The sequence below is a fragment of the Acinetobacter equi genome (genome assembly GCF_001307195.1).
GTDB classification, from domain to species: Bacteria; Pseudomonadota; Gammaproteobacteria; order Pseudomonadales; family Moraxellaceae; genus Acinetobacter; species Acinetobacter equi.
In genome coordinates this window covers 1-25773 of the sequence record NZ_CP012808.1, presented here as the reverse complement: position 1 = coordinate 25773, position 25773 = coordinate 1, and the positions used below count along the sequence as shown (strand labels likewise).

Annotated in this window: 17 protein-coding genes, 2 tRNA genes and 4 pseudogenes; 10 read left to right on the top strand and 13 right to left on the bottom strand. The window is 34.1% G+C overall.

Annotated elements, in window-relative coordinates; all coding sequences use genetic code 11:
* The first annotated feature begins 237 nt into the window (after positions 1–237).
* On the top strand, positions 238–1863 hold the full coding sequence (locus AOY20_RS00115; protein WP_054579986.1) for an inorganic phosphate transporter: 1626 nt from the start codon (positions 238–240) through the stop codon (positions 1861–1863).
* 66 nt (positions 1864–1929) lie between these two features.
* Here the strand turns inward: AOY20_RS00115 and AOY20_RS00110 are convergent, their stop codons facing one another.
* Both AOY20_RS00110 and AOY20_RS00105 read right to left on the bottom strand, forming a co-directional pair.
* A complete protein-coding gene (locus AOY20_RS00110; protein WP_054579985.1) occupies positions 1930–3474 on the bottom strand; it encodes a hypothetical protein in 1545 nt (514 codons plus the stop codon).
* A 209-nt stretch (positions 3475–3683) separates the two neighbouring features.
* Positions 3684–4301 carry a rhomboid family intramembrane serine protease gene (locus tag AOY20_RS00105; RefSeq protein WP_054579984.1) on the bottom strand — a complete coding sequence of 206 codons (618 nt, stop codon included), beginning with the start codon at positions 4299–4301 and terminating at the stop codon, positions 3684–3686.
* A gap of 160 nt (positions 4302–4461) precedes the next feature.
* Between AOY20_RS00105 and nfuA the strand changes: the two genes are divergently transcribed.
* The 3 genes from nfuA (at position 4462) to AOY20_RS00090 (ending at position 8725) form a co-directional block, all read left to right on the top strand.
* Complete coding sequence (nfuA, locus tag AOY20_RS00100; RefSeq protein ID WP_054579983.1) at positions 4462–5100, top strand: Fe-S biogenesis protein NfuA; 639 nt, start codon at positions 4462–4464, stop codon at positions 5098–5100.
* A 191-nt stretch (positions 5101–5291) separates the two neighbouring features.
* Positions 5292–7379 carry a TonB-dependent receptor domain-containing protein gene (locus tag AOY20_RS00095; protein ID WP_169780611.1) on the top strand — a complete coding sequence of 696 codons (2088 nt, stop codon included), beginning with the start codon at positions 5292–5294 and terminating at the stop codon, positions 7377–7379.
* Positions 7380–7444: 65 nt separating this feature from the next.
* Positions 7445–8725: a class I SAM-dependent methyltransferase gene (locus AOY20_RS00090; RefSeq protein ID WP_054579982.1), complete on the top strand. Its 1281-nt coding sequence runs from the start codon at positions 7445–7447 to the stop codon at positions 8723–8725.
* Positions 8726–8802: 77 nt separating this feature from the next.
* Here AOY20_RS00090 and AOY20_RS00085 read toward each other — a convergent pair whose 3' ends face one another.
* Positions 8803–9804, bottom strand: coding sequence for a hypothetical protein (locus AOY20_RS00085; protein WP_054579981.1), 1002 nt, complete (start codon positions 9802–9804; stop codon positions 8803–8805).
* Positions 9805–9816: 12 nt separating this feature from the next.
* Complete coding sequence (locus AOY20_RS00080; RefSeq protein ID WP_054579980.1) at positions 9817–10854, bottom strand: alpha/beta fold hydrolase; 1038 nt, start codon at positions 10852–10854, stop codon at positions 9817–9819.
* A gap of 299 nt (positions 10855–11153) precedes the next feature.
* Here AOY20_RS00080 and AOY20_RS00075 point away from each other — a divergent pair, with 299 nt between their 5' ends.
* Positions 11154–11768, top strand: coding sequence for a carbonic anhydrase (locus tag AOY20_RS00075; protein WP_054579979.1), 615 nt, complete (start codon positions 11154–11156; stop codon positions 11766–11768).
* A gap of 123 nt (positions 11769–11891) precedes the next feature.
* Positions 11892–13412 (top strand): amidase family protein, encoded by a 1521-nt coding sequence (locus tag AOY20_RS00070; protein WP_227510342.1) that lies wholly within the window; start codon positions 11892–11894, stop codon positions 13410–13412.
* Between the two features lie 43 nt (positions 13413–13455).
* Here AOY20_RS00070 and AOY20_RS00065 read toward each other — a convergent pair whose 3' ends face one another.
* Positions 13456–14085 (bottom strand): arylesterase, encoded by a 630-nt coding sequence (locus tag AOY20_RS00065; protein ID WP_054579978.1) that lies wholly within the window; start codon positions 14083–14085, stop codon positions 13456–13458.
* Between the two features lie 9 nt (positions 14086–14094).
* Here AOY20_RS00065 and AOY20_RS00060 point away from each other — a divergent pair, with 9 nt between their 5' ends.
* Together AOY20_RS00060 and AOY20_RS00055 are read left to right on the top strand one after the other, a co-directional pair.
* Complete coding sequence (locus AOY20_RS00060; RefSeq protein WP_054582499.1) at positions 14095–14820, top strand: ABC transporter ATP-binding protein; 726 nt, start codon at positions 14095–14097, stop codon at positions 14818–14820.
* A 1-nt stretch (position 14821) separates the two neighbouring features.
* Positions 14822–17305 (top strand): ABC transporter permease, encoded by a 2484-nt coding sequence (locus tag AOY20_RS00055; protein WP_054579977.1) that lies wholly within the window; start codon positions 14822–14824, stop codon positions 17303–17305.
* A 30-nt stretch (positions 17306–17335) separates the two neighbouring features.
* On the opposite strand, the gene AOY20_RS00050 is transcribed toward AOY20_RS00055, so the two are convergent.
* Positions 17336–18148: a rhomboid family intramembrane serine protease gene (locus AOY20_RS00050; RefSeq protein ID WP_054579976.1), complete on the bottom strand. Its 813-nt coding sequence runs from the start codon at positions 18146–18148 to the stop codon at positions 17336–17338.
* A gap of 111 nt (positions 18149–18259) precedes the next feature.
* Here AOY20_RS00050 and mtgA point away from each other — a divergent pair, with 111 nt between their 5' ends.
* Both mtgA and ppk1 read left to right on the top strand, forming a co-directional pair.
* On the top strand, positions 18260–18937 hold the full coding sequence (gene mtgA / locus AOY20_RS00045; protein WP_054579975.1) for a monofunctional biosynthetic peptidoglycan transglycosylase: 678 nt from the start codon (positions 18260–18262) through the stop codon (positions 18935–18937).
* A gap of 96 nt (positions 18938–19033) precedes the next feature.
* On the top strand, positions 19034–21115 hold the full coding sequence (gene ppk1 / locus AOY20_RS00040) for a polyphosphate kinase 1 (protein WP_054579974.1): 2082 nt from the start codon (positions 19034–19036) through the stop codon (positions 21113–21115).
* A gap of 48 nt (positions 21116–21163) precedes the next feature.
* On the opposite strand, the gene oxyR is transcribed toward ppk1, so the two are convergent.
* The 7 genes and pseudogenes from oxyR to AOY20_RS00005 all read right to left on the bottom strand — a co-directional run.
* Entirely contained in the window at positions 21164–22066 is a 903-nt protein-coding gene (gene oxyR, locus AOY20_RS00035) for a LysR family transcriptional regulator OxyR (protein ID WP_054579973.1), read from the bottom strand.
* A 13-nt stretch (positions 22067–22079) separates the two neighbouring features.
* A pseudogene (locus AOY20_RS00030) lies at positions 22080–23011 on the bottom strand (alpha/beta fold hydrolase).
* 49 nt (positions 23012–23060) lie between these two features.
* Positions 23061–24229, bottom strand: a pseudogene (locus tag AOY20_RS00025) (NAD(P)/FAD-dependent oxidoreductase).
* A gap of 66 nt (positions 24230–24295) precedes the next feature.
* A pseudogene (gene rubA / locus AOY20_RS00020) lies at positions 24296–24459 on the bottom strand (rubredoxin RubA).
* Positions 24460–24833: 374 nt separating this feature from the next.
* Positions 24834–24909: transfer RNA gene (locus tag AOY20_RS00015), tRNA-Asn, on the bottom strand.
* A gap of 1 nt (position 24910) precedes the next feature.
* Positions 24911–24985, bottom strand: a tRNA-Asn gene (locus tag AOY20_RS00010).
* A gap of 325 nt (positions 24986–25310) precedes the next feature.
* Positions 25311–25772: pseudogene (locus AOY20_RS00005) on the bottom strand (superoxide dismutase); the annotation flags it as partial.
* Position 25773: the final 1 nt, after the last annotated feature.

Genomic DNA, 25773 nt, shown 5'->3' with positions numbered 1-25773 from the left:
AGATCTTTTTTTGAAGAAATATAATTTGTAATGTTTCAAAATAAAGTAATAATGAAAAATTATTTTATATAAAATTATTTATTTGAAACTTATTGATTTTTTACTCAATGTTTAAGCATTAAGTAGTTAAATTGATAAGAAGTAGAAGGAAATACTTTATTAAGCGTGCAATTGTCATATAATTGTCATAATTAAATTGAACAATAAGTGGATTCGTTATCCTCTTTTTTTGCTTGCATGAATTCTAATCAAAACCCAGTTGATTCAGCGCATCAGTCGACCGAAATGAAGTCGACAAATGTTCATGTGCCAACGCCAAAGTTTTTTCTTCCAGTGTTTCTTACACTGATTTTCTCTACGTTAATCTATATAGGTATTCAATTATCTAGTGATTTAGCACATGTACCAGCATTAAGTTTGTATTCTTTAGTATTATTAGGAACAGCTTTATTTATTGCTCTTGGTTTTGAGTTTGTAAATGGTTTCCATGACACTGCAAATGCTGTAGCTACGGTTATTTATACAAATGCATTATCTGCTCCTGTTGCTGTGATGTGGGCAGGATTTTGTAATTTTATTGGGGTAATGGTTGCTAGTGGTGCTGTTGCTTACGGTATTATTGCATTATTGCCTGTAGAGCTGATTATGGGGGTTGGTTCAGGTGATGGCTCTGGCTTTGCAATGGTTTTTGCAATGCTTATAGCTGCAATTCTGTGGAATTTAGGAACTTGGTTTCTAGGAATTCCAGCTTCAAGTTCACATACCTTAATAGGTTCGATCTTAGGCGTCGGAATTATGAATTACATTTTGCATTCAGATTTGGGTGCATCAGGTGTTGACCTAGAACAAGTGATTAAAGTTGGTAAGGCATTATTGTTTTCTCCTTTAATTGGTTTTGCTTTTGCTGCTGTTTTATTTCTTTTAGTGAAAAAAATATTTAAGAAACAATTAGAGCTTTTTAAGCCACCTGAAGGGAATAAGCCACCACCACCATTAATTCGTGCGATTTTGATTTTTACTTGTACGGGTGTAAGTTTTGCACATGGTTCAAATGATGGTCAAAAGGGTATGGGACTAATCATGTTAATTCTGATTGGTATTGTGCCACTTGCTTATTCATTAAATAAAAATCTAGATCAACAGCACTTGCAGACTTTTGAGAGTCTATCTGCGCAAACCGCGACGATTATTTATCCGAAGCATGAAGAAATGCCAGATCCTCAAGCAAGAGATATCATCACTAAATATATTCAAACTAAGGACATTACACCAGAAGTTGTTCCTGCTTTAGCAAGCTTGACTCAGCATGTAGGTGATAAAATTGGTCATTATGGTGATTTGAAAAATATTCCTGAGCATGAAGTTTCAAATTTACGTAATGATATGTACTTAAGTGTTACAGCTTTTAAGCGTTTAGATAAAGCAGAGCAATTGCCTGCAATGTCTAAGGATGATGTAAAAGTTGTGAAGGAGTATCGTAATAGCTTAGATTCATTCCTTCAATATATTCCAACATGGGTTAAAGTTGCGACAGCGCTTGCTCTAGGCTTGGGTACAATGGTAGGTTGGAAGCGTATTGTAGTGACAGTGGGGGAACGTATTGGTAAGCAACATATGACTTATGGTCAAGGTATGTCAGCTGAACTAGTTGCGATGTCTACTATCGCTGCTGCTGATGGTTTCGGTATGCCTGTCTCAACAACACATGTTTTAAACTCTGCTGTTGCCGGTACGATGGTTGCAAATAAATCTGGTTTAAATTTACAGATGGTTAAAACAATTTTGTCTGCTTGGATTTTCACATTGCCAGCAACAATTTGTTTATCTGGTGTTTTATATTGGTTACTGCTAAAAGTTTTCTAATGTTGAAATTTAATGCTTAGATGTTAAAAAACGCTGCAATCGCAGCGTTTTTTATGCTGTAGAATTTTATTTTTTTGTAGAAAATAAATTCTTTAAGGGGAGTTTTTCATTAGCAAAACCATAAAGTGCTGCAAAAGGTAATGCAGTTCTTGCTAAATATGCTACACGCCACAAACCACCATGATTTGCACCACTCATCATAAGTTCGAGAGGATGATTAAGTTTTGTTTGAGGGTGCGCGACTGATTTTGAATTACGTAAATCATGAATCCAAAGAGCAGCCATTAACGCATTTGTGGTTTCTGGTTTGAATGCCTCTACATCAAATAGAGATGCACCATTAAATGCAGCTTTAAGTAGAGGGTTTTTAGTAACAGAATGTGTTGTTGTTGAAGGTGCGATATTGATGCTTACCGTTTGACCTTCTGCACGTGCAAGTATTGCGCGCCATTGTTGTAAGCGTTTTGCAAGCGCATAATTAGGTCCTTGTTCTACAACTAAGCAATCTGCTATACCATACGATTTTTGGTCATTTGATTGAATAAGTGCATCATTATTTTCATTAAAGAAATGTTTGAAACTTACTGTTGAAATACTCTTTGTTAATAATTTATTTAGTGCTGAGCGGTTTTTGAATTTTTCATGTGCTGAGGAAATGACTTCTTCAGGTACAGCATATACATCAGTAGGTGTACACATAAACATGAGGCTAGTATTTACTTTGTGCTGGCTTATATATTCCATAATAGCGTCCATTGCCAATGCGACACGGACATGTTTTTCACCATCTAAATAAGCAATTGCAGCAAGATCTAAATGATTTGGATTTTCTAATAGCCAATGAGCGATATCTTGTGTTTGTGTTAAAAGATTAGCACCTAACTTGGTTTTTAATGTTGCCATATCAGTTATATGATTTACATTTTCTTTTGAAGGTGCATAAAGTGTGGCATTACCATTTTGAATTGTTGTGAGAATTTTTTCCCATACTCGTTCATTTTGTAAGTCTACAGCGACAATATTTGCTTTCCATTTTGAAAGCCAGGTGAGTGGCCCTGCTTCAGATGCAGCGCCAAATAAAACCATTGTTCGATCAGATAAATCAAGCCATTCAGGATGTGCAATGACTTCACGTAAAGCATCTGCATGGCTAGGTTCAATCGTACCCAAATTTTCCCAAATTTGGATTTGTGTAAGTAACTCACTTCCTTGTAAATTTTTACCTTGATATGGAACGTACCATTCAGGTTGTTTGTCATTTTTACCAGTAAATTTAAAAGTATGTAAAGCATTGTGAGGAAGCGTCATGACATCGGAAAAGGAATGTTTATTTTGATTGTGATAGAAATCAAAAGATTGATGAGCCTTTGTTAATCCATTTTTAGCAATTTCTAAGGTGTATTTGCTATCTTTAATGCCATGTTTAACCAGCGCTTTAAAGTATTTGGGATATTGCTTACGCCAGTTTTTTTCATTTTTTATTTCTAAACTTATTGCAGGATCAATATTAGCTAATGCCGCAGCTATAATATCTTTTCCCATTTGTGATGTGCTGGCTTTATTCGTTTTTGAATGAATAGGAAACTGTAAGCCTTCTAAAGATGATGTCATTGCAAAATAGCTCGTCTACAAATGTAATTAATGTACAGATGTATACATTATCGCTACAAACTTTAGAAATGCGGTGGCAATAGATACCAACTTTTATAAGAGGTGTTTCAAAATTTGTAATTATGATCAATCAATAATATAGTCTAATTGTAATTATTTGATCGTATTTTAAAAGGGCTTTGAAATTAAAGCCCTGAGTTTTGAAATATTTAGAAAGGAAGTTGAGAAAGTGCTTTAAAGAAATGAGGCAGAACCTTTGGTTCAATTAAAATTGTTATTATAACTCCATAAGCAGCCCCCCATAAGTGAGCACTGTGGTTGATATTTGAATTTCCTTTTTTACCAGACCAAATACTATAAGCAACGTATAAAATAGCAAAAATAATGGCAGGCACTGGAATGAAGAAAACAAAAATAAGTTTCCAAGGCTGAAAAAGAATATATGCAAATAAAACGGCAGAAACAGCGCCTGAAGCTCCTAGACTTGCCCATTGAGTATCATTTTTATGTTTTAAATAACTGGGTAAAATCGCAAAAATAAGCCCACCTAAATAAAAAAGTACAAAGCCCATGTCATAGGCATACTGACGGTAGAAACTTTCAATAATGCTTCCAAAGAAGAAAAGGGTGAACATATTAAAGAGTAAATGCATACCATCGGCATGAATAAAGCCATGAGTAATAAAACGATCATATTGGCCTTTTTGCATTGCCGGTGGCCAAAATATTAAACGATTCATTAAGCGCTGATTTGAAAAGGCTAAAAATGAAATAATAACTGTAATAATGATAATCGTTACAGTATGGTTAAAAGGTAAATCAAGCATAAGTAGGAAATCATAAAATTATATTCATGTGTCCAATAATGCCATTAATTTGATGATAGTTTTCAAACTTTATAATTAATTCCAACAAATTTAGTTGATTTTTTTTTATATAGACGCATCTTCAGTTAGAATAGGAACTTCAGATTGAGGAAAATTTGTTATGTCGACTGAAAACACCAGCACTGCAGTTGCAGGAGAAATTCCTAACTTACTCATTACACCAACTGCACAAGAGTATTTGAAAGATTTATTGGAAAAACAGAATACACCAGGTATTGGTGTTCGTGTTTTTGTTGAAAATCCAGGTACGCCACGTGCTGAATGTTGTATGGCCTACAGTGCTCCAGACGAAGTAGTACCTACTGACTATAAACAAGATTATCCAGATTTTCCTGCATTTATTGATTCACCATCAATTCCATATTTGTTGGATGCAGTGATTGATTACAACAAAGATCGTTTTGGTGGTCAGTTAACATTCCGTGCACCAAACTCTAAAGTGCCACGTGTAGGACCAGATGCATCTATTGAAGAACGTATTACTTATGTTCTGCAATCAGAAATTAATCCAGGTCTGGCTGGACATGGTGGAAATTGTGCATTAGTTGAAGTACTTGATGATCCTGAACATGGTCTAACTGCTGTACTTAAATTTGGTGGTGGTTGTCAAGGGTGTTCTGCCATTGATGTTACGTTGAAACAGGGTGTTGAAACTACGCTTCAACAGCATATTCCTGAATTAAAACGTGTGGTTGATCAAACTGATCATAGTCAAGCAGATGGTGCATACTTTAAATAATTCGATATTTTTAATGATCAAAATAGCCTCTTTTAAGAGGCTATTTTTTTGTTATAAATTTTATTACATAGATCACTCATAAATAATAATGAGAATAGTTATTATTATCTATTGCATTATTCTTATTAATATATAAAATGTGCGTCAAAATTTAAACAAAGTTTTCAATTGGGGTTGGGGCTAAGCATCTTATGAATAAGCAATTTTTTAAAAGTACACTCACTTTAGCAGTACTTTCTGCAATGACTATTTCCGTATATGCAAATGAGCAGAATACGGATAATTCAACAGAATCTATTATGCAGTTGGATACAATTGTTGTAACGACTGCGGGTGGTTATGAACAAAATATTGCAGATGCAGCCGCAACAATTTCTGTAATTACAGCAGAAGAACTTGCAAAAAAATCTTATAGTAATGTCACTGACGCTTTAAAAAATGTACCAGGTGTATTTGTACAGGGGGGTGGAACAAATCAAACTGTATCCATTCGTGGAATGGGGTCGTCGTATACGTTGTATTTGGTAGATGGTAAACCAATGAATGATGGGAGTTTATTGACGACAAATGGTGGAGTACAAGGTGCCTCTGTTAATTTCTTACCACCTCTAGAAGCAATTGAACGAATTGAAGTCATTCGAGGTTCTGCATCATCGTTATATGGTTCTGATGCGATGGGAGGAGTAATTAATATTATTACTAAAAAACATCAGGATAAAATGACTGCAAGTGTTCGGACAGAATATGTAAAAGCCGCAAGTTCAAATGATGTCAATAGTGATGAGTTTAATACAAGTGTTTATGTTAATACCCCTTTAATTGATAAACTTTTATCATTACAAGTCACAGGCGGTTTTCAAAATATTGATGAAAGTCATTTGCAGAGAACAACAACAGAATCTGGGGAAAGTGACCCAAAATTTACTAAAAAGGATATTGGTACAAAGTTTGTATTCACGCCAAATGAAAACAATACAATTACAGCGGAATATTCAAATACTCAACAAGAACGTGAGCATAATCCGGGCCTAAGTCTATTGCCTACAGCATCAAGAACGTATTCAAAATTAGATAAAAATAATTATAGCCTTACGCACGAAGGGAAATATGACAAGCTTGTAGTTAACTCATATTTACAGTACGACAAAGATAAAAACACCTCTATTACAGGGAGAACAATCACGATAACAAATCCAGATGGAACTAAAGTTGATGTGACAAATCCTGGGGGAATTAGATTTGAAACTTTGACAGCAAACTCTCAAGGTGCTTATTTCTTTGATAATAATACTTTGACTTTAGGTGCAACTTATAAAAAAGAAAAACTTAAAGATGGTACTACCAATCAAAAAACAGATATGGCTGGTAAAGTCACTAATTTAGAAAGATACCAATGGTCACTTTTTGCTGAAGATACATGGAATGCAACAAATGATTTAGCTTTAACTTTCAGTGGAAGATATGATCATAATGAATTCTTTGGTAGTAATTTTAGTCCCAAAGCTTATGCAGTTTATAACGCAACGGATAATTTAATTGTTAAAGGTGGCGTAATTTCTGGTTATAAAGCTCCAAGCTTGAGAAATTCATCTCCTGAGTATATGTTGAATTCAATGGGGGGAGCAATTATTCCAAACCCAGATTTAAAACCAGAAAAAAGTTTAACATATGAAGGTGGTTTTGCTTATAACAATCAAGATTGGGGGCTTGAGGGAAGCTTAATGTTCTTCCAAACAGATTTTAAAAATAAAATTACGAGATCATCACGTATTACAGGAAGTCAAGAAGAGGGAAGTCAATTCTATTTAGATAATCCTAACTTGCCTTATATTTCGAACGGCTATACATCAAATTATAATGTTGATAAAGCAGAAATTCGTGGAATTGAATTAACAACCGATTATCATATTACAGATACGGTGAAGTATAGACAGTCGTACACATATACCCATAGTGAGCAAAAATCTGGTCAGTATGAAGGTAAGCCATTAAATGATATTCCTAAACATATGTTTAATGCTGGCTTAGATTGGGATGTTACAGATCAAATCTTTTTATGGACACAGTTAAATTATAGAGGTGAGACAAGCGGAAGTAATAATGGTATACCAACACCATCATATACTTTTGTTGATTTAGGTGCCGTTTATAAATATACCGATAATCTGGAGTTTGCTACAGGTGTTTATAATGTTGCCAATAAAAATGTAGTTGATGATGGGAACAGCTATGTTTTAGATGGTAGACGATATAGTGTTGCAATGAACATTAAATTTTAAATAAAAATGGGGCGAATAGCCCCATTTTCACATTTGATTTAAATCTAAATTATTATGGGTATTACATGAAAAAGCAAAATGGCTATGTATTGGATGCACCTTATCCCATATTTTTTTATAAGGAAATGCAGCCGTTATGGTTGAATACAGTATTAAAGTTTTCAGGATTTAATACTATTGATATTGATAAAAAATTTTCATATTTAGAACTTGGTTGTGCAACAGGAATTAATTTACTGGTTTGTGCAATATTAAATCCTCATGGACAATTTATAGGAGTTGATTTTAATCAGCAACATATTGAAAAAGCAAAAGGGTTAGCAGCATATTTAGAGATTGAAAATATTGAATTTATACATGGTGATTTTCAAACTTTTTTAGAAACAAATCAGAATCAGTTTGATTTTATTGTGAATCATGGAACATTTACGTGGGTTTCAGCTCAAGAACAAGATTATATTTTGCAAATAGTCGCTAAATTTCTAAAAAATTTAGGGGTATTTTATTTGCATTACATGTGTTATCCAGGTTCTAGTGCCTTACAACCGATACAAAAACTACTCCATTTGGTAGATCAACAAAACAATGAATCTTCTTTAAAAAATATTGAAATAGGTAAAACACTATTTTCAGCTTTGCATCAAGCTGGAACATTTGTAGATCATCCTCAAATTGAAGCAATAATAAAGTCATTAGAAAATAGTAATTCGTATTTGGTACATGAGTTTTTAACAGATTATTGGCAACCGTTATATAGTGTGGACTTGCATCAAAAAGTTTTTAGCGCGACACAGATGAATTATATAGGAAGTGCAAATCCAGTTGAAAATGTTGAAAGTTTGAGTATTCCAAGAAATATGCAACAAATTGTTCAGAATCAACAAGCACCTGAATTAAAAGAATATTTAAAGGATTTAGCAAGGAATTCAAAACAAAGAGTTGATATTTTTCAAAAAAAACCTGAAGCATTAACGAGTACTGAGCATGTTCATGAAATTGGTAATTTAAAATTTAAGTTGCTGCCGCATGTACCTAAAAATAGTGCTATCACCTTTCATACAAATATAGGTGAAATAAAAGCACCGAAAGAGATTATTTCTGAAGTATTTGGATTATTTGTAAAAAATGAAGCGTATTTTTATGATTTACTGAAATTAAATTACTTTAAGCAGAATCCTATGTTTTTAATTGAAACGATTTTTTTATTGATGAATGAACATTATTTACAGCCAGTCGGAACTAAATCGAAATTGGTGGATGCTAAAATAATTCAAAAATTTAATCATAAAATGCAAGAAGAAGGCAGTCGTTTAAAGATGCTTGATAATACAATTATGCATTTTTAAATTTTTATTTCTAACAATTCAAAATTAAAAGGACTTAAAGGGAAATTAGAAATATATCTGATTTCCCTTGATTTAATTTATATATTTAAAATAGATTTCACATGTGCTGAATAATAAAATTTTTCTAGATAAACACGTGCACGTGCATGCAAATATTGATTAGAAATAAGTTGCTGAACGAGAGGGGCAAGCAAGTTTTGCAGTTCATTTTGCACTAAACTTTCTTCAATATTTAAGTCACGAAGTAATAAATCAAAAGAGCGTTCCTGATTACGGATGTACCAAGTATAAATACCATCATGTATTTGTTGCTTTAGATAATCTGTTTGTCTTAAATGATCCCAAATTTCATGACCTAAATTTATTGTTTGTGGTAAATCTTGTATTTCAATGTAGTTTTTAATTACAGAAACAGGTAAATCTTTAATTTTATGCCATAAATTTGCTTGAAAATGATAAAGTTTTTGATCATCAAAATGTTGATTTAAAACATGTTCACTCATTTGGCTGAGTTTTAAAATGTTTTTTTGCAAATAGTTTTGAATTGTCTGATCTAAGTTAGAATCTGTGACAGTTTCTAGAACTGATTTCCCCATTTTCATAAATTTAGAAACACCAGGAACATGTTTAACCATAACTGAATTATCTAAATAATCTTGAATTGAATGCTGAATTAATTGTGTAATCATTGCAGAAAAAGCAGGATTATTGACGATAGTTTTAATTAAGTGTTGACGGTGTTCACTTTTACTTGAGACATATTGCGCAATTTTATCAACGGCTAAAACAGGGATAAGATCCGAAATTTTAGTTGTTTCATTTAAATCGTGTACAAGAGCAAAATGAATATGCTCAACGAGTTGCTGAAGGAAGAAATCACTTAAAGATGTTGCTAAAATTTGTTGTTGTAATAGCTGATTAATTTGTTCGAATGTCCAAATATCTTGTAGTGTTTGTTTGCGAAACCATTGATAAAAACAAACAAACTCAGTTTTAATATTGTTTGTATTAGACAATTCTTGATCTAGAAAATTTAAGTGAGCTTCTATGAGCTGCTCAATCATATCTACTTTCAACATATCAGCTCGACTTTAATTTAAAGGTATTAGTTTATCAGCAAGTGGATTTTTTAGGTTTTGTGTTTTGGCTAGAAATGGTAAATAAGATTGAGCAACTAAATTTTCAGCTTCTAAAATTGGCATATGACCAACATTATTTAAAATAATAGGAGTTTCGGCTCTTTTAATAAGCTGTTGTAATTCAGTTGCTACTTCATAGTTAATAATTTGATCTTGTTTGCCCCATAAAATTAAAGTAGGCGCTTCTACAGAACGAGCTAAACGAGCAAAAGTTTCAGGTGTGTAAATTTGATTGAGTTTGATGACTTGATCAATTAACTGTGTAGTCTGAAATGCCTGTGAGATTAATAAATTTTCTTGAGCAATTTTAATGTTTGATGGAATAGGTGGTGGAGATTGCATTAATTTTGAAAGGATTTGATCTAAATCGCCCGGTTTAGTAATGACTAAAGATTTTAATTGCGCTGGATTTAGTGCATAAGATGTTTTTGCATCTTTATAAATACCAGCACTACTTAATAAAAATAAACTTTGGGTATCAAATGGATATTGAGAAGCATAGTAGGTCGCAATAGAGCCTCCTAGAGAATGTCCTGCAATATTTAAATTATTTTCAATATGTAGTGCTTCTATAAATTGTCGAAGTTCAGAAGATACATTTGGAACAGAAATATCAAACTTTTTAGGAATTTGGGCATCAAAATTTGTGGGTAAATCAGGAATAATAACATGATAGTACGGTGTTAAATATTGAGCAACTTTATTCCAGTTGTCACGATTTCCCGCTAATCCATGAAGCAATAAAATAGAAGGCTTCTGAGACAAGCCACCTTCACTATAGTGCCATGTAAGGTCACCAACTTTTAAAGTTTTGTTTTGTAATCCAGCTGATTGTCTTTCGTGTTCGATAAAATTTTGAATAACTGAAAAATTAGTTGATGAAGCATCGATACTTTTATCAATCGCTTGAAGAGATGAGGAAAGCAATAAAGCAAGTCCAAAACATAATGTTTTGCCAAAAACACTAAGTCTTCGAGTGAATGAATACATATTTTGCTTTCCCGATTACCTTAAATTCATTTTGATCTAAAGTCTAAATTTATTAAAAAAAACTTAGTCTCTGATTCAAATGTTATTGATTCTATTCTAAATATTTTATTTGACTTGTCACTAAGTCTTTTTATGTTGTATTTAAACACAAATATATATTTTGTGAATTATATCACAATATTTTGAGTTGTTTTCAATACTTTTAGTTTGGTAAAAAGAGATAAACCTTAATTTATTTGCAAGTGACATTCGATTAGACAGAGATTAAAATATTCAGACTTCAAATCATGGTGAATAAAATGCTTACAGCAGAAGAAGCTTTAGAACGTTTAAAAAATGGAAATCAACGTTTTGTAAATGGTCAGACGAATCATCCAAAGCTTTTAACTCATGCTCAACGTGCAGAAATGGCAGAAAGCCAAGAACCGTTTGCAATTGTTTTGGGCTGTTCAGATTCTCGTGTACCAGCTGAAATGGTATTCGATCAAGGTTTGGGAGATTTATTTGTTATTCGTGTAGCAGGAAATATTGTTGCGCCATCTCAAGTTGGCAGTGTTGAATTTGCGGCTGAAAGTTTTGGTTGCCCTATAGTAGTTGTTCTTGGGCATACACATTGTGGTGCGATTCATTCAACTATTAGTGCATTAATGAATCCTACACAACCATCATCTGCAAATTTAATGTCTATTGTAAATCGCGTAAGACCTTCGGTTGAAATTTTAATGCAAACTGAATTAAAAGATGATTTAGATAAATTATCTAAGCATGCTGTGCGTTCAAATGTATTTGCATCTGTGAATCAATTACGACATGGTTCTGCTGTTTTGGAAAACTTAATTGCGCAAGGTAAACTACAAATTGTAGGTGCAGAATATTCACTTGAAACAGGTGAAGTACAATTCTACGATTTTTAATTAAAAATTGAAGTATAAAGCCAGCAAAATTGCTGGCTTTTTTGTATTTAGGGGCTTTAAAGCTAAATTTGGCATGTGATTTGCTCTAAATATTGAATTACTAGTTTAGTTTGGGGAAATTGTGTGAAAAATCTTAATTTAAAAGTCGCGATATTGATGCTTATGATATCAAGTGGTACATATGCAAATATTGATACAGCTGAATTGACGGTAGATCAATTGCATAAATTAATCATTGAAAATAAAACGACTTTTAAAGAAACAATGCAAGATTATTTAAATGCGATTGCTAAAAATGATCAGAAGGGAGCGCATCTTAATAGTATTATTGTCATTAATCCAGAAGCATTAATTGCAGCTGAGCAAGCAGATTTAGAATATAAAAAAATAGGAAAATTAAAGCCATTACAGGGTGTGCCTGTATTATTAAAAGATAATGTAGATACTGAAAATTTATTAACTACAGGTGGCTCTATTAGCTTAAAAAATAATATTACAACAGAAAATGCATTTATTGCTCAAAAGCTGAAAGATGCTGGAGCAATTGTTATTGCTAAAACTAATTTACATGAGTTTGCAGTTTGGGGTGAAACAAAAAGTTCAATGCAAGGGCAAACACATAATCCTTATGATTTAACCAGAACACCAGGGGGGTCTAGTGGTGGTACTGGTGCGAGTGTTGCAGCAAATTTCGGTATTATTGGTATTGGAACAGATACTATTAATTCAATTCGATCACCTGCGTCAGCAAATAGTTTAGTAGGACTCCGACCAACGATTGGTTTGGTGAGTCGATCAGGTATTATTCCATATTCATTTACACAAGATACCGCAGGTCCAATTACAAGAACGGTTACAGATGCTGCGAGAACGTTAAATGTTATTGTAGGATATGATCCGACAGATTCTATAACAAGTTTAGCTAATAATTATTCCGTAGATTACACTCAATCATTGAAATTAAATGGATTGGAAAATAAAAGAATAGGAGTTCTAAATAGCTTTTTTGGAAAAGAAGATATTCATAAAACAACAAATGATGTTGTAAACCAAGCAATTTTACAAATGGAAAAGAGTGGGGCAACGATTATTCAGATAGATGAGCCAATTAATGCAGATGCTCTAGTGAGAGATACAAGTGTTCATTTATATGATTTGGATGAAGATTTAAGTACATATTTAATAAGTCATCCAAAACAAAAACCAATTGGTAATTTAGCTAACTTAATTCAATCAGGAGAGTTTGATGATGGAATTAAAGCAAATATTGAAAAAGCAGTGACTTTAAAAAAAGATTCAGAAGAATATAAGAAGCGCTTAATAGCGAGAGAAAAATTGCAAAAAGATGTTGAAAAATTGATGAAAAATAATCAGTTGGATGCTTTGGTTTTTCCTCATCAAAAACGCTTAGTTGTACCAATTGGTGAAACTCAAATTGAACGTAATGGTGTATTGGGTTCAGTAACGGGATTCCCTTCAATTGTAGTTCCTGCAGGATTTAGCCCAAAAACAGAAACAGCACCGATTGGAGTTCCTGTTGGTATTGAAATATTTGGATTGCCTTTAAGTGAACCGCAATTATTAGAAATAGCATATTCATTTGAACAGCAGTACCCAATGCGAAAAAAACCTACTTTAAAGTAAGGCTCATATCTATATAGAGCTTAGTTTATAAAATCAAAGGTGCCTATAAAGCACTGTTGATATATGGATAAGTATTATTTAGTAAAATAGGTTGTGCTTTTGCATTAGGATGAATTTGATCTTGTTGCATTAAAGATTTATTTCCAGCTACACCATCTAAAAAGAACGGCTGTAGTTTTACTTTATATTGTTGGCTTACTGTTTTATATGTATTTTCAAAAGCTTTACTGTATGCTGTGCCCAGATTCGGTGGAATTTTCATTCCTAAAAGAATAACAGTCGCTTTACTTTTTTGGCTTTGCTGTATTAATTGCGCTAAATTTTTTTGAATCATTTGAGGCGGTTGACCTCTCAAACCATCATTTCCTCCCAGTTCAATGACAACAATATCGGGTTGATGGGTTTGTAATAATTTTGGTAGACGAGCAAGGGCGCCACTTGTTGTTTCACCACTTGCACTTGCATTGACCACTTTATGTTGTTTGGGATACTGTTGGTTTAGTTTATTTTGTAGAAGATTCACCCAACCTTGTTGTTTTTGAATCCCATAACCAGCACTTAAACTATCACCTAAAATCATGATAGTTTTAGCTGAAGCAAGCATTGGCAAAAAACCTATGCTGAATAAAAGACAACACACGAATTTTATTTTAATGAGATTGCTTTTTTGCATAAGGATGCTATGACCACATTTAATGACGATAACTTAATCATGCCACAAGCAATAATTTCTGCACAGCAATTGACACAAAAGATTCCACTTGCACATAAAGAATTAGTTATTTTTGAAAATTTGAATTTAGAAATTCAAGCAGGTGATCAAGTTGCGATTACTGGGCGTTCTGGTTCAGGGAAGTCTACATTATTGGGGATTTTAGCAACATTAGATCAACCTAGTGGTGGGCAGTTAGCAGTCTGTGGTGAAGCTGTACATGATTTAGGTGAAGAGCAAAGAGCACTTATTCGCTTAAAATATATTGGATTTGTATTTCAATCTTTTCAGTTACTTCCACATTTAAGTGCTTTAGAAAATGTCATGCTTCCTTTACGGTTGCAGCAAAATTTCCAATATAAAAATGCTGAAAAAGCAGCAATTGAGTTATTAATAAAAGTTGGCTTAGAAAGACAAATTCATCAAACGCCCAAAGTTTTATCGGGTGGTGAGCAGCAACGTGTTGCAATTGCACGTGCTTTGATTAGCCAGCCGCAAATTATTTTTGCAGATGAACCTACTGGAAATTTAGATGGTGAAACAGCAAAAGAAATTGAACAATTATTATTTCAGCTTAATCGTGAATTGGGAACAACTTTAGTTTTGGTGACACATGATCAGCAGTTAGCAAAACAATGTCATCGTCATTTTGAATTGCTCAATGGTCAGCTCATTGAGCATCCACAAGGAGGATGAAGTGAATCATTTATTTCGTCCGATCTTTACACAAAGCTTTAAAACAACAGGCATTTATTTACTCATTATTGCTTTAACACTTGCAATTAGTGCAACGACTGCATTGAAATTTAGTAATGAACAAATTAAGCAAGCTGTTGCGTTGCAAGCTTCTGAAATGTTAGCAGCAGATCTGGTATTAAATGATAATCAACCTATTGATTCATCTTGGGAAAATAGAGCTAAAAAAGCATCATTACAGCAATCTAAAGTTACTGTATTTGGCTCTATGGCACATACAGATGAAAACTTTGTAATGGTGAATGTCAAAGCAGTTGATCAAGCGTTTCCATTACGTGGGCAAATGACAGTAAATCCGCAGCAATCTTCTGTGAAAAAGGGAGATGTTTGGTTAAGTCAGCGTGCAATGGATTTGTTGCATGTAAAGGTGGGAGATACCATCCATATCGCTGATGGAAAATTTAAAGTTGCTGCTGTAATTGAGCAAGATTCAAATCAAGAATTAGGTTTTTCTGCTTTTTCTCCGACCGTTTTAATTTCTCAAGATGATGTCGCTGCTACGAATGCAATTCAAGTGGGAAGTCGTATTGAATATAGATTATTACTTGCGGGTGAAGCAGATCAAATCAAAAAATATGAGCGAGCATTTAAGCAATATATTAAGGATCATCCTCCAACAGCTCAAGTTGAAGGGCAAGATATTGAAGAGCAAAGTAGTTTAAAAATAAGAAATGCAAGTCAAGGTAATACACGGTTAATGAAACCTGTATCTAATTTAGATACATTCTTGCAATTGGCAAATATTCTCACCATTTTATTGTGTGGTATTGCAATTGCTTTAACTGCGCAAAGATATGTACAACAAAACCAAGATCATATTGCACTGCTACGTTGTATTGGTGCCAAAAAATCCAATATTTTGATGGCATATTTAGTATTGTTAGCTGTTGTTTTAGTTATTTCAATGTTGATTGGTTCAGTTATTGGTGTTGGTTTGGGTTATGCCTTATTGCAATTGATGTTGCAGTTAATCCCTCATTTACAGCTTCAATTTTCAGCAATGGCTTTGCTTTTAGGGCCATTACCAATTGCAATGCTCACCAGCACATTGGTATTACTTGGTTTTGTATTGCCAAGTCTATTGCAACTTTTAAATACGCCACCAATTCGTGTGATTCGTCAACAAGAAAAGTCAGTAAGCTCATGGCTTTGGATGTTGCTTACAGGAACTTTAAGTCTTGTGGTTTTTAGTGTGGTATTGACTGAAAATTTAACTTTAAGCGTATTGGTGATTGGTTCAATTATCCTGTTATGTACTGCTTTATATGCTGTAATTTGGGTAATTTTAAAAGCAATCAGAGCGAGTAAATCTCGATTATCTACGTATATTCGCGTGCCATATCAAACAGCATTTCAAATTACGGCTTTGGCATTGGGACTAAGTCTAATTACGGTATTAATGGTATTACGCACAGACTTAATGGATCGTTGGCAACAACAACTTCCAGCGCAAACACCAAATCAATTTGTGTATGGGCTTCCACCATTTGATATGCCTGAATTTAAAGCGCAAATTGCACAACAAGGTTGGAAAAGTACGCCTTTATATCCAAATGTAAAGGGGCGATTAATTGCGAAAAATGATCAACCATTTTCAGAGCAATTGGTGAAGGAAAACAATTCATTACGCCGTGAATTAAATCTTACACAAGCGAATGGATATCCTGAAAATAATCAAATTGTAGAAGGGCGTTCGCAGTTTAATGCATTGAATGAAGTTTCTGTTGAAGCTAAAACGGCAAAAGAACTTGGTATTAAGGTTGGAGATAAGCTTAGTTTTAGTTTGCCTGAAGGAGTGCTTCATGCAACGGTAATTAATCTAAGAACAGTAGAATGGGAAAGTTTTAGCCCCAATTTCTTTTTTATCTTTTCACCTGAAACAATGGATGAAAATGCGGGAAGTTATTTAGGTAGTTTTTATGTGCCTGAGCAAAGTAAGGCAAAACTGATTCCTATTATTCAGCAGTTTTCGAATACTGTATTTATTGATGTTAGTTTAATTTTAGATGAAATTAAAAATTTAGTACGTGTACTGATTCAAATTATTAGCTTACTGGCATTGCTTGTTAGTGTTTCTGGTATTTTGGTCCTCATTGCTTGCTTAAATTTATTAATGGATGAGCGAAAAAGAGAAGTTGCTTTGTTGCGTTCTTTTGGAGGTTCGAAGCGCCAATTAAAAAATATGTTAACTCTTGAAATTGGTTTTATGGGCTTTATTGCAGGAATTGTCTCTTGTATTTTTGCTGAAGTAGTTAGTGCTATTGCGAGTTCACGTATGGATTTGGTCATGCAATTACATTGGGAAATTTGGTTGATTTTACCTTTAAGCATGACCATATTGTGTATGTTAATTGGACGTTATCGTCTGGGATACTTAAGTCATATTCCACCATTAAAGAGCTTAAGAGAGATGAATCAGTCTTGATTCATCTTTTTAAAAGCCCATTTAGAGGTTTTAGTCGTCTGACATCATCCATTGAACCAATTCTTGCCAAAGTGGTTGAAGTTCAATAATTTGATTTTGGCAATATTGATAGAAAAAGTAACATGTGATTATTCCTGTAATAATACCAATTACTTTGAATATAAAAGGAAGTTTTACTTTTTCGCCAATATACCAAATCAGCGTTAAGATAATTCCCATGATAATGCCGCCAACATGAGCGGCATTATTAATTCCACTAATAGTAAAGCCAATAGCAAGGTTTAAGCCCATTACAATCACAAGTGTTTTACGATCAAGGAAAAAATGTTGGTTAGGGAGCTGAGGAAGCAGTGCTAAAACAGTTAAAGCTGCACCTAAACCCATTACTGCACCTGAAGCACCAGCGCCAACACTAGGTAGTAAATGTTGCTCGACCTGCCCTAAATAAAGAATTTCATAGCTGTCTTGAATGGCAAGATAGCCACTGAGTAAACTTCCCATTAAGCCAGCAAGAATATAAAGAAAAATAAAATAAATTCGACCAAAAAGTTGTTCAGCTATGCTACCAAAAAGATAAAGTGCCCACATGTTTAGCATGAGATGAACAAAACCAAAATGGAAAAACATGCTAGTAAATAAGCGTTGTGGTTCTTCTAAAAATGTTAAAGGTGCAAAATCGGCACCCCATCGAATGGCATCTTGAGTGCTAGGAGAACTAATATCCATACCATTTAAAACTTGCCAGAAAAATAATCCAACATTAATCGCGATTAGAATGGCAGTCATCCACCATAGCTGTAGATCAAATTTAGATTTTACAAAAGTGGGTGTTGAATTCGTCATAATTGGGCTGATTAGATATTTATGTTAAAAAATTAAAGGAAAATGCTTTTTTTCTTGCCGTGTAAATTTTAACATGAGCAGGCAAAAATTAATTAAGGGTCAGTCTCCCATATGAAGGCTTTTATTGTTCGTGTCTTATTAATACTTGTTAGTTTATTCCTTTTGGTTCAAATCTGGATATTTGCAAGTTTAGCATGGTGGCGGACGCATCCTGTAGATACGACAATGTTTATGCGTATTGCTTACTATTCAGATCGATCTCAGCCTATTCAACATGAATGGCTCGATTATGATCAAATTAGTGATAATTTGAAAAAAGCGGTGGTTGCTGCTGAAGATGGAAAATTTTTACAGCATAAAGGCTTTGATTGGGCTGGAATGCAATTTGCTTTAGAGCGAAATAAAGATAAAGGAAAAGTCGTTGCAGGCGGATCTACCATTTCACAGCAATTAGCAAAAAACTTATTTTTATATAATAAGCGTTCATTTATTCGTAAAGGTGAGGAAGCCATCGCGACATGGATGATGGAGCGTATGTGGTCTAAACAACGAATTTTAGAGGTTTATTTAAATTCAGTTGAGTTTGGTAATCATATTTATGGTGCAGAAGCTGCCGCTCGATATTATTTCGGTAAATCTGCAAAAAGCTTAACGCGTGAACAAGCCTCATTTTTAGCAGCTATTTTGACGAATCCTAAATATTATCAGAATAATAGAAATGATCGACGCTTAAATTATAAAAAGCGTATGATTCAAAAATATATGCGTTATAGCCATATTCCAAATTAAAAAAGATAAAAAGCTCATTAAATTGAGCTTTTTTTATGAAATTTAAATAAATTTAAAGCATACTTAAAGTCATAAGGAATTTTTCATAGGTGAAATATGAATACGGCAATTAGTACACTTCCAACACAAACGGAATATACCTATAACGATCGTTATATTAATCGTGAATTATCAATTTTAAATTTCCATTTGCGTGTATTAGAACAAGCCGTAGATCCATTACATCCTGTTCTTGAAAGGATGAACTTCTTACTTATTTTTTCTAGAAATTTAGATGAGTTTTTTGAAATTCGCGTTGCTGGGGTTATGGAGCAATTAGGTCTTGGAAATGAAAGTCGTACACCTGATGGATTAACACCAAAACAAATTTTAGAAAAAATTTCAAAGAAAGCACATATTGCAATTGAACGACAATATCGAATTTTGAATGAACAAATATTGCCGAAGTTACGAGAAGAGGATATTTGTTTTTTAAGACGTGGGGAGCTTACTCCTGCACAATCTGTTTGGGTAAAAAAATATTTTCAAGAACAAGTTGCACCTGTACTTACACCAATTAGTTTAGATCCTGCACATCCATTTCCTAGACTTGCCAACAAAAGTTTAAACTTTATTGTGACTTTGGAAGGTAAAGATGCATTTGGACGTCAAATAGATTTAGCAGTCGTTCCTGCACCACGTTCTTTACCACGTGTTGTACGTTTACCAGATGAGTTAACAGATGGTAAAGAGCATCATGTGATGTTATCTGCCATTATTCATGAGCATGTGTCAGATTTATTCCCTGGAATGAAAGCAACAGGTTGTTATCAATTCCGCGTTACACGTAATGCAGATTTAGCATTAAATGAAGATGTGGAAGATTTAGCAAAAGCGTTGAAAGGTGAGTTGAGTTCGCGACGTTTTGGGCGAGCTGTACGTTTAGAAGTAACAGAAAATTGTCCTGAACATATTTATAAATATCTATTAGATGAATTTGAGTTAGATGAAGATCAGCTTTATAAGGTGAATGGTCCTGTAAATCTTGCACGATTACTGTCAAATTTTAAGCGACCTCATTTACGTTATGATGCACATATTCCTGTTATTCCGAAAGTATTGAAAAAGTCTGAAAATATTTTTAGTGCGATGAAGAAGCAGGATATTTTATTGCATCATCCATTTGAATCTTTTGCACCTGTTATTAATCTATTACGTGAAGCTGCAAGAGATCCGCAAGTTTTAGCCATTAAGCAAACTTTATATCGTAGTGGACCAGATTCTGAAATTGTTCAAGTTTTGGCTGAAGCTGCACGAAATGGTAAAGAAGTTACAGCTGTCATTGAACTTCGTGCACGTTTTGATGAAGAATCAAATATTGAAGTGGCGAACGTATTGCAAGAAGCAGGCGCTGTTGTTGTTTATGGTATTGTTGGCTATAAAACACATGCAAAAATGATTTTGGTTGTACGCCGTGAAAATAATAAGTTAGTGCGTTATGTGCATTTGGGAACAGGAAATTATCATGCAGGTAATGCACGTATTTACACAGACTATGGTTTATTAACGACTGAAAAAGATTTGTGTGAAGATGTGCATCGTATTTTCCAAGAGCTTACTGGTATGGGTAAAATGGCGAAATTGAAGAAACTTCTTCATGCTCCATTTACTTTACATGCACAGCTTATTAACTTCATTGATGAAGAAATTGCAAATGCAAAAGCTGGAAAATTAGCAAGAATTATTGTGAAAGTGAATGCTTTAACTGAAGTTCAGTTAATTAATAAATTATATGAAGCATCACAGGCTGGTGTGCAAATTGATTTAATTATTCGCTCAATTTGTTGCTTGCGTCCAGGTTTACCTGGTTTATCTGAAAATATTCGCGTGAGATCAATCGTTGGAAGATTCTTAGAGCATACACGTGTATATTATTTTAGCAATAATGGCGATGCTCGTATTTATTGTTCAAGTGCGGATTGGATGGATCGTAATTTATTTAATCGAGTTGAAGCTTGTTTCCCAATTGAAGATATTGCTTTGAAAAAACGTATTTATCAGCAAGGTTTAGTTAATTATTTAGAAGATAATCAACAGGCTTGGTTGTTGAAAGGTGATGGTACGTGGGTTCGTGCAGAGGTTGATGAGGGTCAGAAGCCACATAATGCTCAACGTATTTTATTGAGTACGATTACCTGATATAAAGTAAAAAAAGGAGTCTTTTTAGGCTCCTTTTTTGTTTATTGCTTAAGCTTTTTTTGTGATTTTTTGCAAAATTTGCAATAGAACATCAAATTCACTTTGAAGAGGTGTGCTTTTACGTGTAACTAAAGCTAAAGTGCGATTTGGTGCTGCCTCAATAGGCTTAACAACTAAATCTGGATTTGCTTTAATCATATTGGTATGAAGTGCAATTTCTGGTAATAGAGTAAAACCAAGATTTGCAGAAACCATCTCAACCAATGTTGGAAGTGAACTTGCTTTTAAACGATGATCATTTTTACGTTCACCAATTGGGCAAGCACTAAGTGTATGATCACGTAAGCAGTGACCTTCTTCCAATAACATTAAACGTGAAAGATCTAATTGATCTAATGAGTTTGCTTTCATTGCAATTGGATCAGCTTTATGGCAAACCAAGAATAAATTTTCTTTTTCGATTTCTGCAACTTTTAAGCCACGCGTATCGAATGGTAATGCAAGAACAATCATATCTAGGTTGCCGTGCTCAAGGCGCTCTACGATTTTCTCGCTTTGAGCCTCATGCAAATGCAATTGAATTTTAGGTAATTGTTTATGCACTTCATCTAAGAGTTGAGCCAAAATAAAAGGCGCAATTGTTGGAATGATACCTAAATGTAAATCACCTGTAAGGGGTTCACTCATTTCACGGCTTAAGCGCATCAAGTCTTGAGCATCCGCTAAAAGAACACGGGCCCGTGCAACAACTTGCTCACCTAGTGGAGTTAAGCGTACGTTTTGGCGATCACGTTCAACGAGTACGCCACCCAAAAGTCGCTCCAATTCCATGATACCGCCAGACAAAGTTGACTGGGTTACAAAAGATCGGCGAGCTGCTTCGGTGAAATGCAGCGTTTCAGACAGTGTTACTAAATATGACAGCTGTCTTAGGGATGGTAATGCAGCCATAGTGTCCTAATATTTATGATGTAAAATGATGTGCAAAAAGTCCGCTAAGATATGGAACAAATTGCGGTGGGATATCATGCCCCATTCCTTCAATTAATTCAAATTTAGCGCCCGGTATTGCTTTCGCAACAGCTTTACCATGTCCAGGTGGTAACAAGCGATCACATGCCCCATGAACAACAAGAGTGGGGTGATGAATCTGCTTATCTAATTGTAGCAGAGAACCTGTACATAATATTGCTAAAAATTGTTGAAGTACACCTTTTGGATAGTAGCTCCGCTCATATAGTTTTTAGCAGTTTGCATAGTTTCCAAAGGATTTACCAAACCTGGTGACCCAATGGTTTGGAATACTTTTAACGTATGGTCAATAATAGCATTTTCATCTCTAGATTTGGGTTTTCCAATTAAACTAAAGAGTTGTTTGGGTCTTGGAATAGGTAAAAAGGTTGAATATTACTTGTAAATAATAAGCCTAAACTTTGAACTTTAGTTGGATATTGTGCAGCAAGAATTTGTGCAATCATTCCGCCCATGGAAGCGCCAATTACATGAACTTTTTCTAAGCTCAAAGCATCAATCATGAGTGCCAGTCTTCAGCCATATCATATAGAGTATATGGTGCACCTTCATTTTTAAGACCTAATGTAAAGCGACCCATCATTTTAATGGCATTAAGTTTAGGTCCATCATGTTTAATTTTACTTGATAATCCAATGTCTCGATTATCAAACGGATAACACGATAACCTTGATCTATAAGAGATTTACAAAAAAATCAGGCCAAAAAAGCACTTGAGCACCTAAACCATAATTAACAAATTGTAGGGTCTGTACTTTTACCGCCTATTTCAACATGCAGTTCTATACCATTAGAAAGAGTAATCCGTGTCTCTTGCATAAATGGTGTATAAGGAGAATCCTTAAACTTTAAGGCACTATTCATTTTAATGTCTCTAAAAAAGGACGGTATTAGCGTCCTTTCTATTAAAACCTTAATTCTTAATAGGAATCAAGTCTGGAACTTGTTTTGTTAATGTAAGTCTTTGTTTGTTGGCAGTAGAACCAAGTAGGACAAAGCCACGTAAAGTATGGTTTGCATCAATCGCTTTTGCAATCATGCCATCTTCTAATTCTTCTGTTTCCCAATTGACTTCTATTTCAGTAGGAACGGGTAATACAGTAAGAGGGGACGATGGTGTTTTAACAGCCACAGGCATTGCTGGATAATGAACGTGAGTTATCTCGCCATTCAACGTTTTTGCTAAGCACGAGCTTGTTGCATGATTGGCATGACATATGGAAGGAGCATACCATTCACTTCTGCACAATCACCAACTGCATAAATATGAGGTTGATTTGTTTCTAATAGGCTATTGGTGATAATACCACGACCAGTATTAATGTTAGCTGTTTTAGCTAAAGTGATATTTGCTTGTAAACCAATTGCCGATAATACAACATCTGCATGAAGAGACTGACCATTAGCTAAAGAAATAACATAGTCATTGTTTGAAGTTTTTGTAATTTTTTCTACAGTTGTACCAGTTCAAACATAATACTGTATTGGATAGTTTTGTTTAAATTGATGTGCTACATGAGCTGGTAGCAGCGTCGAAGGTTGTTCAGCTAATCTATAACAGAAACTTGATGATCTGTATTTTTTAAGTCATTTGCAAACTCACAACCAATGAGTCCTGCACCTAAATAACAACTCGTTTTTCTTGTTTGGCATCTAATTGTAGACGGAAAGCTTGATAATCAGATAAGTTATTTACAACATGAATATCATTATTCGCATCACCATCAAGAGCTAAACGAATAGGTGTTGCACCTAATGCCAATACAAGTTTTGAATATACTTGAGTTGATTGTCCGTCAGCATTTTCTAATGTAAGCGTTTGGTTTACTGAATCAATGGCTTTTACCCAAGTATTACTTTTAATCTGCATATTGAGCTGTGAGCTCATTTTAGTCGCATCGCCTAAGGCAATTTGTTCAGGTGCTTTTTTTCCTGTTAATGCATTAGATAAAGTTGGTTTGCATAATTTATCGCATCATCTGCACAAATCATGACAAGTTCTTGTTCCGCATTTAATTTACGAAATTCTCGAGCGACTGTATAACCCGCCATGCCAGAACCAATGATGACGATAGGATGCATGTGTATTTCTCCGTATAAATTTTTTAAAAACATAAAAAAGACCATATAGGATGGTCTTTTATAAAATTAGATTTCTACCATTTCAAAATCATCTTTCGTTACGCCACAGTCAGGGCAAGTCCAGTCATCTGGAATATCTTCCCATTTTGTTCAGCAACGATGCCATCTTGTGGCCAACCTTCCGCCTCATCATAAATCCATCCACAAACGATGCATTGATATTTTTTCATTGAACACTCCAAAAGCTGATCTAAGGCTGATCGGCAAAATAAAATTAGATAAGACTCTAGAGATACGAGGGACGTATTAGCTAAGTTAATTTTTACGCAGTTGCTATGTAAAGTAAGTAAATATCAGCGTTTTATTCTATTAAATGATGCATAAAATTCGATTAAGATTAAATTGTAACAAAATTTAGTCATATTGCTAAAAATGATAGATCTAAGTTTTTTAGAAATTGAAATAAGATCTAGAACCATAAACTAAAGGAAGAGTGTATGTGGTCTTAGAATAAGGGGATAGAATCTAAGAAATATTTTTTTGTACTAAATAAAATTAAGACAATAAAAAACCCACTTCGCAATGAGTGGGTTTTTTAAGAATTTGGCTCTTCCACCTGGGCTCGAACCAGGGACCTGCGGATTAACAGTCCGTCGCTCTACCGACTGAGCTATGGAAGAATGGCTCTCCAACCTGGCTCGAACCAGGGACCTGCGGATTAACAGTCCGTCGCTCTACCGACTGAGCTATTGGAGAATCTGAAGCGCATTTTAGGGATGAAATCAGAACTGGTCAAGCAAAAATACAAGAAAAGATAACCAAATGTTTTTTATTAGCCAATTTCTAAAAAAATGTTTATATATTGATTGATTTTGACTAATTTATAAAAGAGAAATATAAAAAATGAAAATTTATTAAATGATTGAAAAATAATAATTAGATAGTTTTTATGCTTTAAAGCTAGGATGAAGTGATGAGTAGAACACTTGAAATAGATCAAATTTTACTTCATGACGATTCAAATATAAAAAAACCATCCGATAAGGATGGTTCTTTTGAGATAAAATAAAATCGTTAGATCTTATTTTTCAACGCCAGCAGCAAGACCTGCATATTTAGCGTTTGCATAATCCCAGTTCACAAGGCTTTCTAAGAAAGTTGTGATGTATTTAGGACGAGCATTACGGAAGTCGATGTAGTAAGCGTGTTCCCATACGTCAATTGTTAATACAGCAACTTTGCCATGAGCAAGTGGAGTATCAGCATTTGAAGTTTTAAGAATAGAAAGGTTACCATTTACTTTGTCAGCAACTAACCAAGCCCAACCTGAACCGAATTGAGTTGTTGCAGCAGCAGCAAACTCTTCAGCAAATTTTTCATAAGAACCAAATGCTTCATCAATTTTAGCAGCTAAAGCACCAGTTGCTTTACCGCCACCATTTTTAGCCATACAGTTCCAATAGAAAGTGTGGTTCCAAACTTGAGCAGCATTGTTGAAAATACCTGCTTTAGATGCATCACCAGCTGAAGCTTTAATGATTTCT